The sequence below is a fragment of the Bradyrhizobium sp. BWC-3-1 genome (genome assembly GCF_032917965.1).
GTDB classification, from domain to species: Bacteria; Pseudomonadota; Alphaproteobacteria; order Rhizobiales; family Xanthobacteraceae; genus Bradyrhizobium; species Bradyrhizobium canariense_D.
On the sequence record NZ_CP136625.1, the window covers coordinates 338,615 to 350,930 of the forward strand.

Consider the following 12,316-nt stretch of genomic DNA (forward strand, 5'->3'; position numbering starts at 1 on the left):
GCTGTTCGCTCAGTACACGCGCGCCGTTTAGTAAACGCGAGCTTTGGGCGGGATGTACTGGACGTCGTTGGTCATGGTGTAGTCGTGAACGGGGCGGTACTCGATCTTGACCTTGCCGGAATCTTCCAGCCAGGCCAGCGTGTGCTTCATCCAGTTCTTGTCGTCGCGCTCGGAGAAGTCCTCGCGGGCATGCGCGCCACGGCTCTCGGTGCGGTTGGCGGCCGAGTTCATCGTCACCACCGCCTGCGAGATCAGATTGTCGAATTCGAGCGTCTCGATCAGGTCGGAATTCCACACCAGCGAGCGGTCGGATACGGCGATGTCGATGATGCCGCTATGGACCTTCTCGATCAGGTTCTGGCCTTCGCTCAGGATGTCGCCGGTGCGGAACACCGCGCAATTGTTCTGCATGACGTGCTGCATGCCTTCGCGCAGCTTCGCGGTCGGCGTGCCGCCGGAGGCGTAGCGGTAGTGGTCGAGCCGGCCGAGCGCCAGGTCGGACGAATTCGTCGGCAATTCCGGCTGGCTGGCGTTCGGCGTGAGCTTCTCGGCGAGGCGCAGCGCCGCGGCGCGTCCGAACACGACGAGGTCGATCAGCGAGTTGGAGCCGAGGCGGTTGGCGCCGTGCACGGAGACGCAGGCGGCCTCGCCGATCGCCATCAGGCCGGGGATGATGGCGTTGTCGTCGCCGTCCTTCTTGGTCAGGACTTCGCCGTGATAGTTCGTCGGGATGCCGCCCATGTTGTAATGCACGGTCGGCACAATTGGGATCGGCTCGCGCGTCACGTCGACATTGGCGAAGATCTTTGCGGATTCCGAGATGCCCGGCAGGCGTTCGGCCAGCACCGCGGGATCGAGATGGTCGAGATGAAGGAAGATGTGGTCCTTCTTCTTGCCGACACCGCGACCTTCGCGAATCTCGATGGTCATCGCGCGCGAGACGACGTCACGCGAGGCCAGATCCTTGGCGGAGGGCGCATAGCGCTCCATGAAGCGCTCGCCCTCGGAGTTGACGAGATAGCCGCCTTCGCCGCGCGCGCCTTCGGTGACGAGACAGCCCGAACCGTAGATGCCGGTCGGGTGGAACTGCACGAACTCCATGTCCTGCATCGGCAGACCAGCGCGCAGCACCATGCCGCCGCCGTCGCCGGTGCAGGTGTGCGCCGAGGTGCAGGATGCATAGGCGCGGCCATAGCCGCCGGTGGCGAGGATCACGGTCTGGGCGCGGAAGCGGTGCAGCGTGCCGTCATCGAGCTTGAGCGCGATAACGCCGCGGCAGGTGCCCTGGTCGTCCATGATCAGGTCGATGGCAAAGAACTCGATGAAGAACTCGGCCGCGTGACGCAGCGACTGGCCGTACATCGTGTGCAGCATGGCGTGGCCGGTGCGGTCGGCGGCGGCGCAGGTGCGCTGCGCCTGGCCCTTGCCGTAGTCCATGGTCATGCCGCCGAACGGGCGCTGGTAGATCTTGCCGTCTTCGGTGCGCGAGAACGGCACGCCCCAATGCTCGAGCTCGTAGACCGCCTCGGGCGCGTTGCGCACCATGTATTCGATCGCGTCCTGGTCGCCCAGCCAGTCCGACCCCTTCACGGTGTCGTACATGTGCCAGCGCCAGTCGTCCTTGTGCATGTTGCCGAGCGACGCCGAGATGCCGCCCTGCGCCGCGACGGTGTGCGAGCGGGTCGGAAACACTTTGGTGATGCAGGCGGTACGAAGACCGGCTTCGCTGCAGCCGACCACGGCGCGCAGGCCCGCGCCGCCGGCGCCGACCACGACGACATCATAGGTGTGATCTTCGATCGGATAGGCTTTGCCGTTGGTGGCGGGAGCGCCGTTGCCCTTGCCATTGGTCTCTGTGGCCATGGGTTTAGACTCCGGAGGAAAGTTTCAGGATCGCGTAGGTCGAGGCGAGCGCCACGGCGAACGAGAAGAAGTTGTTGAGCATGATCGAGATGAGCTTCAGCTTCTCGTTATGGATGTAGTCCTCGATCACGACCTGCATGCCGATCTTCATGTGCCAGGCGCTGGCGAAGATGAAGAGCAGCAGGATCACCGCGATCGGCAGCGAGCCGAGAATCTGTGCGGCGCCGGCCTGGTTGCGGCCGAGCAGCATCATCACGATCACGATCACGGGGATCATCAGCAGCGTCATGGCGACGCCGGTGATGCGCTGGCGCCAGAAATCGGAGGTGCCCGAATGCGCCGCGCCGAGATTGCGCACGCGGCCGAGCGGGGTGCGCATGGAGGAGCCCTTCGGGGCGCCGTGGGATTCGTCGAAACTCATCGTCCGCCTCCGATCGCGTAGGCGATGATCCAAATGAGGACCGTGAGCACGATGCCGCCGATCAGGGCGCCCCAGGTCAAGGCCTCGCGCTCATTGGCCTTGAAGCCGTAGCCGAGGTCCCAGACGAAATGCCGGATGCCGCTGAGCATGTGGTGCATCAGCGCCCAAGTGTAGCCGAACACGATCAGGCGGCCGATGATGCTGCCGGTGAAGGCCTGGACGTGGCTATAGGCGGCGGGGCCGGAGGCCGCCGCAATCAGCCACCAGGCCAGCAGCAGCGTTCCGGCGTAGAGGGCAATTCCGGTGGCGCGATGGACGATGGAAAGCGCCATCGTCAGGGTCCAGCGGTAGGTCTGAATGTGCGGCGAAAGCGGTCGTTCGATCCGTGCGGTCATGGGCTTCAATTGCTTTGTTGCGGCCCAGCATGGGGCGCGCGGGGATCGCGAAAGGTCGGCTCTATTTACGGAGTCGATTTCACCTGCGCAATCACCAAATCGCCATAAACCGAACTTGAGTTCAGCTCTAGGCCCTTGATGTAACAAGGCCAATCGTCCGCTTGGTATACCAGGGCGATGGCGCACCGTCTAAAGACAGAACACAAATTCATCTCTTGCGGGAGAGCTGCGGCACATTGAAATTACTATTGGAACGGCTCCAAGCTGCCGCGGGCCGCCCAGGGTTCGAACCAGTCAATTCATGTCACGAACCGGCAGCGATGGTCGGCGAGCAATCGCCATTTTCCGCCAAGCGCACCGATTTTTCGCGAGACGGGCGGATATGCGCAACCTGCATCCCACCCCAGACCGGCGATGCGGCGGTCGACCCGACAAATCAGATCGCCTACAGCTTTCCGGGCAGCCAGTCCGGACGCTTGTCTCGGAGCCGCTGCGATCGCCGGGGCAGATCAGGGGTGATTGCAGGACTTGATATCAAGGAGATCGCCGAGCTCGCGCTGCTGCTGATCGCAACCGGCGCGCTCTCCGGATTCTTGGCCGGCGTGTTCGGCATCGGGGGCGGCGCGATTCTGGTGCCGGTGTTCTACGAGTGCTTCCGCATCGCCGGTGTGCCGCTCGATGTGCGCATGCCGCTCTGCATCGGCACTTCGCTCGCCGTCATCATTCCGACCTCGATCCGTTCGTTCCAGGCGCATTACAAGCGCGGCGCCGTCGATCTTGCGATCCTCCGGGTCTGGTGGCTGCCGATCCTGATCGGCGTCGTCGCCGGCAGCGTGGTCGCGCGTTACGCGCCGGAGCGACTGTTCAAGATCGTGTTCGTCGCCGTCGCTTGGTCGGCCGCGGTACGGCTGATCTTCGCGCGCGAGAGCTGGAAGCTCGGCGATGATCTGCCGAAGGGCCCCTTAATGCGAATCTACGGCTTCTGCGTCGGCATTTTGTCGACGTTGATGGGCATCGGCGGTGGCCTGTTCTCGAACCTGCTGATGACGTTCTACGGCCGCCCGATCCACCAGGCAGTGGCGACATCGTCGGCGCTCGCGGTCTTGATCTCGATCCCCGGCGCGCTCGGCTACATCTATGCCGGTTGGCCTGCGGCGGTGAGCTACCCGGCCGTTGCAGCCCTGCAGGTCCCGTTCGCGCTCGGTTACGTCTCGCTGATCGGCGCGGTCCTGGTGATGCCAATGAGCCTTGTGACGGCACCGCTCGGTGTGAAGGCTGCGCATGCAATGTCGAAGCGGACGCTGGAAGTCGCGTTCGGGTGCTATCTGTTCATCGTCGGCAGCCGTTTCGTGCTGAGCTTGCTGGGCGGACAGTAGGCGCCGCAAATTCCGTCATTGCGAGCGAAGCGAAGCAATCCAGGAGTTCTTCCGCGGCGGCAGTCTGGATTGCTTCGTCGCAAGAGCTCCTCGCAATGACGACGAGAGTTCTGCGAACAACAGCCCCTATTTCTTCGCGTAAAGATCCTTGTACGTATCCCGCAGCACGTTTTTCTGCACCTTGCCCATGGTGTTGCGCGGCAGCTCGTCGACCACGAATACCCGCTTGGGCATCTTGAACTTGGCCAGCCGGCCGTCGAGCGCTTTCAGCACCGCGGCCTCTGTCACATCCGCGTCCTTGTTGCAAACCAGCACCGCCGTGACGCCCTCGCCGAAATCGGCGTGGGGCACGCCGATCACGGCGGATTCGATCACGCCGGGCATGGCGTCGATCTCGCTCTCGATTTCCTTCGGGTAGACATTGAACCCGCCGGAGATGACGAGATCCTTGCCGCGGCCGAGAATGTGGACGTAACCCTTGGCGTCAATCTTGCCGAGGTCGCCGGTGATGAAGAAGCCGTCGTCGCGGAATTCCGCCTTGGTCTTCTCCGGCATGCGCCAATAGCCCTTGAATACGTTCGGGCCCTTGACCTCGATCATGCCGATCTCGTCGCGCGGCAGCTCCTTGCCGGTTTCAGGATCGGTGACGCGCACGGACACGCCGGGGAGCGGAAAGCCGACCGCGCCGGGCACGCGCTCGCCGTCATAGGGATTCGACGTGTTCATGTTGGTCTCGGTCATGCCGTAGCGCTCGAGCACCGCGTGCCCCGTGCGCGCCGACCATTCGCGATGGGTTTCGGCCAGCAGCGGCGCCGAGCCCGAGATGAACAGCCGCATGTGCTGTGTGGTTTCGCGCGACAGCGCAGCGTTCTGGAGCAGACGGGTATAGAACGTCGGCACCCCCATCAGCACCGTGGCACGCGCCATCAGCTTGATGATCAGATCCGGGTCGAGCTTCGGCAGGAAGATCATCGATGCCCGCGCGAACAGCGTCACGTTGGTCGCCACGAACAGGCCGTGGGTGTGGTAGATCGGCAGTGCGTGGATCAGCACGTCCTTGTCGGTGAAGCGCCAGAAGCCGACGAGCGAGAGCGAGTTGGACGTCAGATTGTCGTGGGTCAACATCGCGCCCTTGGAGCGGCCGGTGGTGCCGGACGTGTAGAGGATCGCGGCGAGATCGTCGTTTGCGCGCGGCACCGTGGTGAATTCGCTGCTCGCCTTGTCGGCGGCGTCCGTCAGCGAGCCCTTGCCGTCCGGCCCGAGCGTCTCGACTTTTGCTTTCACCTTGGCGGCGATGGGGGCGAGGCCCTCCGCCTTGGAGGGATCGCAGACCACCAGCGAGGGCTCGGCATCGCCGATGAAGTAGTCGAGCTCGTTGAGCGTATAGGCGGTGTTGAGCGGCAGATAGACTGCGCCGGCCCGCACCGTGGCCAAATACAGCACGACGTTGGCCACGGACTTCTCGACCTGCACCGCAACGCGGTCGCCGGGCTTCACGCCGCGCGCGACCAGTACATTGGCCATCTGTCCGGCACGGGCGATCAGATCACCATAGCTGATGCGGACCCCGTCATGCGTCTCGATCGCGAGGCGCTTCGGATCGTCGAGGCCGTCGAACAGGCGGGAAAACAAATTGGCGTTGGCAGCTTGGTTCATGCAAGATTTCCTCGACCGCAAGGCTTGACCGCAACGATCGTCAGAGGCCGGTCAAAACCGAGGGCTGGATTAGCAAAAACCGCCCCGATGAAGCAACGGAGACAGTTTGCATGACCAAAAACGGGAAACGCGTGGCCTGGGTGACAGGCGGGGGCAGCGGGATCGGGGAGGCCGGCGCCGAGGCGCTAGCGGCCGACGGCTGGACGGTGGTGGTCTCGGGCCGGCGCAAGGACGCCCTGGATACCGTAGTCGAGAAGATCACCGGGGCGGGCGGGGCCGCCGAGGCCGTCGCGCTGGACGTGTCGGTCGCCGCCGCGGCCCAGAAGGCGGCCGATCAAATCGTCGCGAAGCATGGCCGGATCGACCTGCTGGTGAACAATGCCGGCATCAATGTCCCCAAGCGGAGCTGGAAGGACATGGAACTGGAGGGCTGGGACCAGCTGGTCCAGGTCAATCTCAACGGCGTGCTCTATTGCATGCGCGCGGTGCTGCCGACGATGCGCAAGCAGCAGGACGGCTCCATCATCAACGTCTCGTCCTGGGCCGGCCGCCACGTCTCGAAAATGCCGGGCCCGGCCTACACCACGACCAAGCATGCGGTGCTGGCGCTGACGCATTCCTTCAACATGGACGAATGCGTCAACGGCTTGCGCGCCTGCTGCCTGATGCCGGGCGAGGTGGCGACCCCGATCCTGAAGCTGCGCCCGGTGGTACCGAGCGAGGAGGAGCAGGCCAGGATGCTGCAATCCGAAGATCTCGGCCGCACCATCGCGTTCATCGCGAGCATGCCGGCGCGGGTTTGCATCAATGAACTGCTGATCAGCCCGACGCATAATCGCGGGTTTATCCAGACGCCGCACAACAGGGATTGAGCGGCAGGTAGATCGTCGAGGCTCGTCATTGCGAGCGAAGCGAAGCAATCCAGCGGTGCATCCGCGGTGGCAGCCTGGATCGCTTCGTCGCTTCGCTCCTCGCAATGACGCCCCCCACGGAGAACCACGCACTTAGTTTCACCCATCACAAAGAAGTTTTGTTCGAAACCGCTTCGCAAACGCTCCCGTAGTTCGAGCCAACGACGGCGCTGCTGCTTCACGCTCACAGGTCGCAGCCACCGTTGTTGCCCACTCGAACGCCGGCAGTCGCCGGTCACCATCCAATCGGGAGACTCTCCATGTCGAAGCGTATTGCCTATCTCGCTGCTGCCGCGTTCAGTACCCTGGCCATCACCGCGACCGTCGTCGCGCCCGTCCGCGCCGAGGAAAAGACCGTCATGGTCGGCGGCGCCGCGATGTTCCCGTCCAAGAACATCGTCCAGAACGCGGTCAACTCGAAGGACCACACCACGCTGGTGGCGGCGGTGAAGGCGGCCGGCCTGGTGCCGACGCTGGAAGGCAAGGGTCCGTTCACGGTGTTCGCGCCGACCAACGCCGCCTTCGGCAAGCTGCCGGCCGGCACCGTCGACACTCTGGTGAAGCCCGAGAACAAGGCGACGCTGACCAAGATCCTCACCTACCATGTCGTGCCCGGCAAGCTCGAGGCGTCCGACCTCACCGACGGCAAGAAGATGAAGACCGCCGAAGGCGAGGAGCTGACGGTGAAGAAGCAGGACGGCAAGGTCTGGATCGTCGACGCCAAGGGCGGTACCTCGATGGTGACGATCTCCAATGTCAACCAGTCGAACGGTGTAATCCATGTGGTCGACACCGTGCTGATGCCGGCGACGTAAACACCGCGCCGTCCGGCTTCATCCCCGAACCGGATGCGACGAAATGGCGAGCCGGGGGTACCCGGCTCGCTTTATTGTGACCACGATAGCCAGCCGACATGGATTCGATGCCGAACAGGGCGTAACGAAAGCGGAAGCATCGGCGTATAATTGCTGTCAGACGATGTTCAGGACGGAACCGCCATGTCGAGCCTTACTGTGACCGACGAGCAGGTCAGCGCCACCCCGGCCAAAGTGATCCAGCCGGCCTGGGTCCGGGTCATGCACTGGATCAACGCTTTCGCCATGATCCTGATGATCCTGTCGGGTTGGCAGATCTACAACGCCTCGCCGCTGTTCGGTTTCAGCTTTCCGCGCGAGTACACGCTCGGCGGCTGGCTCGGTGGCGGCCTGCTCTGGCACTTTGCGGCGATGTGGCTGTTGATGATCAACGGCCTTGCCTATCTCGTCACCGGCCTTGCCACCGGCCGCTTCCGGAAAAAATTGCTGCCGATCACCCCATCCGGCGTGCTCCACGACGTCAGGGCTGCGCTGACCTTCAAGCTCGGCCATGCCGATCTCTCCGTCTACAATTACGTCCAGCGCGTGCTCTATGCCGGCATCATATTGATCGGCGTGATCATCGTGCTGTCGGGGCTGGGAATGTGGAAACCGGTGCAACTGCACTGGCTCGTGTCCCTGTTCGGCGACTATCCGACCGCGCGCTACATCCATTTCTTCTGCATGGCCGCGATCTGCGCCTTCCTGGTCATTCATGTTTTACTCGCGCTGCTGGTGCCGAAGAGCCTGCGCGCGATGATCATCGGCCGTTGAGTGGAGAGAGAGTCATGGCGAAGCGCTCATTCCTGATCCCGGGCGTCGACAAGCGGCTGCTGATCAAGGATTCCATCAAGACGATGCCAGAGGTCAGCCGCCGCCGCTTCATCGCGGGCGGCGCAAGCCTCGGGGCGCTGACGCTGCTCACCGGCTGCGACGTGATCGACTCGTCCTCCGCCGAGGAGATGCTGAAGTCGGTTTCGAAATTCAACGATGCCGTGCAGGATTTCATCTTCAATCCCGACGCGCTGGCGCCGACGTTTCCCGAGAGCGCGATCACAAAACCGTTTCCGTTCAACGCCTATTACGATCTCGACGACGCGCCCGATGTCGACGGTGCCGACTGGAAGCTCGAAGTCCGCGGTCTCGTCGAGAACAAGAAGTCGTGGACGCTTCCCGAGCTGTACAAGCTGCCGCAGGTCACGCAGATCACGCGTCACATCTGCGTCGAGGGCTGGAGCGCGATCGGCAGCTGGACCGGAACGCCCATGCGCGACTTCCTCAAGCTGATCGGCGCCGACACGCGCGCGAAGTACGTCTGGTTCCAGTGCGCCGACAAGGACGGCTACAATTCTCCGCTGGACATGCGCACCGCGCTGCATCCGCAGACCCAGATGACGTTCAAATACGCCGGCGAAATCCTGCCGCGCGCCTACGGCTTCCCGATGAAGATCCGCGTGCCGACCAAGCTCGGCTTCAAGAACCCGAAATACGTGGTGTCGATGGAAGTCACCAACGACTACAAGGGCGGCTATTGGGAAGACCAGGGGTACAATTCGTTCAGCGGGAGCTAACTCCGCGGACCTGCACTTGCCGTCGTCCTGGACAAGCGAAGCGCAGATCCAGGACCCATTACCCCAGGGTTCAGTTTGACGAAGACCAGCAACCACGAATCTTCGCCAAATTCCTCTGTGGGGTAATGGGTCCTGGCTTTCGCCAGGACGACACCGGTTAAGGCTCCACTTTCCGCTGGCACAGCGCGGCAACCGCGCCCAGCGCCAGCAGCGCCGCCGACACATTCAGCGCGTAACTCAAGCTCCCCAGCGCGTCCGTGATCGCGCCGACCACGATCGGGCCCAGCGTCTGGCCGACGCCGAACGAGATCGTCATCGCCGCGATCGCGGTCGGCCACACCTCGGGCGGATAGTTGAAGCGCACGAAGGCGGTGGTCGAGCCGACTACGGCGAAGAAGGCGACGCCGAACACGATCGCCGAGACCGCGAGCCATGCCGGCGAATGCCCGAGCATCGGCAGGGCGGCGCCGAGCGCGTTGGTGCCGAGGATGATGGCGGTGGCAAGACCACCGCGATCGAGCGCGAGCACGCGGCGCCAGGCCCACGGCGTGACGAAGGCGCTCAAGCCAATCAGGCTCCAGAACGCGGCCTGCGCTGCGGCCCCGCCGCCGCCGTCGCGCACATAGGCGATCATGAAGGTCATGTAGGCGATGTAGCCCGCGCCAAAGAGGAAGTAGCCGGCGAGATAGATCAGCACCGGAAAAATGGCGAAGGCGCCGTGGCCGCCTTGCGAGAAACGCACGCCGCTCTCGATGCGGACCAGGAACAGCGGCACGGTCATGACAACGGACAGCAGCGTCATCGCCCACCACACGATCCACCACGAGCCCGGCCCGAAATATTGCAGCGTGAACGGGGCGATCAGTCCTGATGAGAGAATGCCAATGCCGGGCCCGGCATAGAACAGGCTGAGCAGGAAATTGGCCCGCTCCGGGCGTGACTGCGCAATGGAAGCGGCCAGCGCGCCTCCGGCGACGAAACCGGCCGCGGCGCCAACGCCCAGCACGAGACGGGCCAGGCTCAGCGCAACGAAATTCCCGGTCAGCGCGCAAGTCGCGAGCGCCGCGACGCAGGCCAGGGTTCCGCCGCGGATCGCGGCCGACCAGCCGACCCGCTGGATCAGCCGGGACGCCACTAGCGCGCCCGCGAGGTAGCCGACGGCGTTGATGGTGTTCATGAAACCGGCCGCCGAGTAGGACCAGCCGAGGTCCTCCCGCATGTCGGGCAGCACCAGCGAATAGGCGAAGCGGCCGATACCCAGCCCGACCGTCGCAGCCAGCGACAGGGTCAGGATCAGCCGCGCGGGATGGGCGTCGGGCGGGGGACGTTCAGGGGCGTGCAAATGGGTACTCCGGCATGCGCAGTGTGGCAGGCCCTGCCCGCCTTGCACAGAACCGAAGCGGCAATGGTGTCTTGCCAAGTACGCAACGCCGCTCTAGCACTCCGGCCGAAATCGACCTCAGAGGAAACGACCATGGCGACCCACAAACTGCTGCTGCTTCCCGGCGACGGTATCGGCCCCGAGGTGATGGGCGAGGTGAAGCGGCTGATCGACTGGCTCAATTCGGCGGGCATCGCCAAGTTCGAGACCGACACCGGCCTCGTCGGCGGTTCGGCCTATGACGCGCACAAGGTGTCGATCTCGGAAGGCGACATGGCCAAGGCCAAGGACGCCGACGCCATCATCTTCGGTGCGGTCGGCGGTCCCAAATGGGACGCGGTGCCCTACGAGGTGCGCCCCGAAGCCGGCCTGCTGCGCCTGCGCAAGGATCTCGGTCTGTTCGCCAACCTCCGTCCCGCGGTCTGCTACCCGGCGCTGGCGGAGGCCTCCAGCCTGAAGCGCGAGGCGGTCGAGGGCCTCGACATCATGATCGTGCGCGAACTCACCGGCGGCGTCTATTTCGGCGAGCCCAAGACCATCACCGATCTCGGCAACGGCCAGAAGCGCGCCATCGATACGCAAGTCTACGACACCTATGAGATCGAGCGCATCGGCCGCGTCGCCTTCGAGCTTGCCAAGAAGCGCAAGAACAAGGTGACGTCGATGGAGAAGCGCAACGTCATGAAGTCGGGCGTGCTCTGGAATGAGGTCATGACCCAGGTCCACAAGCGCGAATATCCCGACGTCACGCTCGAGCATCAGCTCGCCGATTCCGGCGGCATGATGCTGGTGAAATGGCCGAAGCAGTTCGACGTCATCGTCACCGACAATCTGTTCGGCGACATGCTGTCCGACATTGCTGCGATGTTGACGGGATCGCTCGGCATGCTGCCCTCGGCCTCGCTCGGCGAGGTCGACGTCAAGAGCAAGAAGCGCAAGGCGCTGTACGAGCCCGTGCACGGCTCGGCGCCTGATATCGCAGGCCAGGGCCTCGCCAATCCGATCGCGATGATCTCGTCCTTCGGCATGGCGCTGCGCTACTCCTTCGACATGGGCGCGCTCGCCGACAAGGTCGACGCCGCGATCGCCGCGGTGCTGGCCAGCGGCCTGCGCACCGCCGACATCAAGTCGGAAGGCACCACTGCCGCCTCGACCACGCAGATGGGCGAAGCGATCTTGAAGGAATTGCAGAAGCTGCACGCTTAGAGCCGTAGCCCGGATGGAGCGAAGCGAAATCCGGCGTTCTTCCCGCGTGTCGAAAATCCCGGATTGCGCTTCGCTCCATCCGGGCTACACGACAAACAAAAATGGCCGGGCGCGAGCCCGGCCATTTGATTCGGTCGATATGTCCGCCTCAGTACAGCGGGAAATTCTGCGGATAGCCGCCAACATCCTGCGGCGTGCTCAGCGGCTGGCGATCGATCGGGCGGTTGAGATTTTCGCGCGCGAAGGTCGGATAGCCCACTGCCGGCGGGAAGGCGTAATCGGAGAACTTGCGGTCGCCCGGATTGACCTCGGTGCCGCCGTCGAGCCAGGAGCGCTTGCTCACATAGATGCGGGTGCGGCCCTGCTGATAGCTCGCATTGGGGCCGCTCGGGCCGTAATAGTGACGGCCGCTGTCATAGCGCTGCTTCTTGGTGTCGGCCGAGGCGGGTGTCGCGAAGGCTGAGGACATGGCAATCACGGCGCCGGCCGCAAGCCACATCGCCAGTTTGTTCGCGGCAGAGAAATTCGAGCTCATCACGTCCCCTTCAGGCGGCAAGCCGCCAATCAATTTCACGCTCATACTAACCCGGCCGGGGCGGCTGCAACTAGGTCTATTGGGTCACACCAGCGCTGAATAATCGTGCGCGCCGGCAAAAGTTGCATGGATACAGCCACTTGAGCT

The 12,316-nt window shown here is 63.8% G+C and carries 12 protein-coding genes; 6 read left to right on the forward strand and 6 right to left on the reverse strand.

Annotated elements, in window-relative coordinates; all coding sequences use genetic code 11:
• Positions 1-27 precede the first annotated feature (27 nt).
• The 3 genes from sdhA to sdhC are packed head-to-tail and all read right to left on the reverse strand — an operon-like array spanning position 28 to position 2,679.
• Positions 28-1,863 (reverse strand): succinate dehydrogenase flavoprotein subunit, encoded by a 1,836-nt coding sequence (gene sdhA / locus RX329_RS01610; RefSeq protein ID WP_085348452.1) that lies wholly within the window; start codon positions 1,861-1,863, stop codon positions 28-30.
• A gap of 4 nt (positions 1,864-1,867) precedes the next feature.
• Positions 1,868-2,284, reverse strand: coding sequence for a succinate dehydrogenase, hydrophobic membrane anchor protein (sdhD, locus tag RX329_RS01615; RefSeq protein WP_007598776.1), 417 nt, complete (start codon positions 2,282-2,284; stop codon positions 1,868-1,870).
• Complete coding sequence (sdhC, locus tag RX329_RS01620; protein ID WP_018459778.1) at positions 2,281-2,679, reverse strand: succinate dehydrogenase, cytochrome b556 subunit; 399 nt, start codon at positions 2,677-2,679, stop codon at positions 2,281-2,283. The genes sdhD and sdhC overlap by 4 nt, the downstream gene beginning before the upstream one ends.
• Positions 2,680-3,194: 515 nt before the next feature.
• On the opposite strand from sdhC, the gene RX329_RS01625 reads away from it, so the two are divergent.
• The gene (locus RX329_RS01625; protein WP_085348459.1) at positions 3,195-4,055 is read left to right on the forward strand and encodes a sulfite exporter TauE/SafE family protein; all 861 of its coding nucleotides are present in this window, start codon (positions 3,195-3,197) and stop codon (positions 4,053-4,055) included.
• A 126-nt stretch (positions 4,056-4,181) separates the two neighbouring features.
• On the opposite strand, the gene RX329_RS01630 is transcribed toward RX329_RS01625, so the two are convergent.
• Positions 4,182-5,711, reverse strand: coding sequence for a malonate--CoA ligase (locus tag RX329_RS01630; protein WP_085357600.1), 1,530 nt, complete (start codon positions 5,709-5,711; stop codon positions 4,182-4,184).
• Between the two features lie 110 nt (positions 5,712-5,821).
• Between RX329_RS01630 and RX329_RS01635 the strand changes: the two genes are divergently transcribed.
• The 4 genes from RX329_RS01635 (at position 5,822) to RX329_RS01650 (ending at position 9,047) form a co-directional block, all read left to right on the forward strand.
• On the forward strand, positions 5,822-6,583 hold the full coding sequence (locus RX329_RS01635) for an SDR family oxidoreductase (protein WP_085357598.1): 762 nt from the start codon (positions 5,822-5,824) through the stop codon (positions 6,581-6,583).
• Between the two features lie 299 nt (positions 6,584-6,882).
• Positions 6,883-7,437 carry a fasciclin domain-containing protein gene (locus RX329_RS01640; protein ID WP_085357596.1) on the forward strand — a complete coding sequence of 185 codons (555 nt, stop codon included), beginning with the start codon at positions 6,883-6,885 and terminating at the stop codon, positions 7,435-7,437.
• Positions 7,438-7,620: 183 nt separating this feature from the next.
• Entirely contained in the window at positions 7,621-8,250 is a 630-nt protein-coding gene (locus RX329_RS01645; RefSeq protein ID WP_018459784.1) for a cytochrome b/b6 domain-containing protein, read from the forward strand.
• Between the two features lie 14 nt (positions 8,251-8,264).
• Positions 8,265-9,047 (forward strand): molybdopterin-dependent oxidoreductase, encoded by a 783-nt coding sequence (locus tag RX329_RS01650; protein WP_085348447.1) that lies wholly within the window; start codon positions 8,265-8,267, stop codon positions 9,045-9,047.
• A 157-nt stretch (positions 9,048-9,204) separates the two neighbouring features.
• Here RX329_RS01650 and RX329_RS01655 read toward each other — a convergent pair whose 3' ends face one another.
• Positions 9,205-10,389, reverse strand: a complete 1,185-nt coding sequence (locus tag RX329_RS01655; RefSeq protein ID WP_085357594.1) for a YbfB/YjiJ family MFS transporter — start codon at positions 10,387-10,389, stop codon at positions 9,205-9,207.
• Positions 10,390-10,521: 132 nt separating this feature from the next.
• Here RX329_RS01655 and leuB point away from each other — a divergent pair, with 132 nt between their 5' ends.
• Positions 10,522-11,634 (forward strand): 3-isopropylmalate dehydrogenase, encoded by a 1,113-nt coding sequence (gene leuB, locus RX329_RS01660; RefSeq protein ID WP_085348446.1) that lies wholly within the window; start codon positions 10,522-10,524, stop codon positions 11,632-11,634.
• Between the two features lie 148 nt (positions 11,635-11,782).
• Here leuB and RX329_RS01665 read toward each other — a convergent pair whose 3' ends face one another.
• Complete coding sequence (locus tag RX329_RS01665) at positions 11,783-12,169, reverse strand: hypothetical protein (protein WP_027566362.1); 387 nt, start codon at positions 12,167-12,169, stop codon at positions 11,783-11,785.
• Between the last annotated feature and the right edge of the window lie 147 nt (positions 12,170-12,316).

What these genes read in the sequence shown, in the direction of transcription:
- sdhA (WP_085348452.1), bottom strand. Translation starts at nt 1,863, where the DNA reads ATGGCCACAGAGACCAATGGCAAGGGCAACGGCGCTCCCGCCACCAAC.
- sdhD (WP_007598776.1), bottom strand. Translation starts at nt 2,284, where the DNA reads ATGAGTTTCGACGAATCCCACGGCGCCCCGAAGGGCTCCTCCATGCGC.
- sdhC (WP_018459778.1), bottom strand. Translation starts at nt 2,679, where the DNA reads ATGACCGCACGGATCGAACGACCGCTTTCGCCGCACATTCAGACCTAC.
- RX329_RS01630 (WP_085357600.1), bottom strand. Translation starts at nt 5,711, where the DNA reads ATGAACCAAGCTGCCAACGCCAATTTGTTTTCCCGCCTGTTCGACGGC.
- RX329_RS01635 (WP_085357598.1), top strand. Translation starts at nt 5,822, where the DNA reads ATGACCAAAAACGGGAAACGCGTGGCCTGGGTGACAGGCGGGGGCAGC.
- RX329_RS01640 (WP_085357596.1), top strand. Translation starts at nt 6,883, where the DNA reads ATGTCGAAGCGTATTGCCTATCTCGCTGCTGCCGCGTTCAGTACCCTG.
- RX329_RS01645 (WP_018459784.1), top strand. Translation starts at nt 7,621, where the DNA reads ATGTCGAGCCTTACTGTGACCGACGAGCAGGTCAGCGCCACCCCGGCC.
- RX329_RS01650 (WP_085348447.1), top strand. Translation starts at nt 8,265, where the DNA reads ATGGCGAAGCGCTCATTCCTGATCCCGGGCGTCGACAAGCGGCTGCTG.
- leuB (WP_085348446.1), top strand. Translation starts at nt 10,522, where the DNA reads ATGGCGACCCACAAACTGCTGCTGCTTCCCGGCGACGGTATCGGCCCC.
- RX329_RS01665 (WP_027566362.1), bottom strand. Translation starts at nt 12,169, where the DNA reads ATGAGCTCGAATTTCTCTGCCGCGAACAAACTGGCGATGTGGCTTGCG.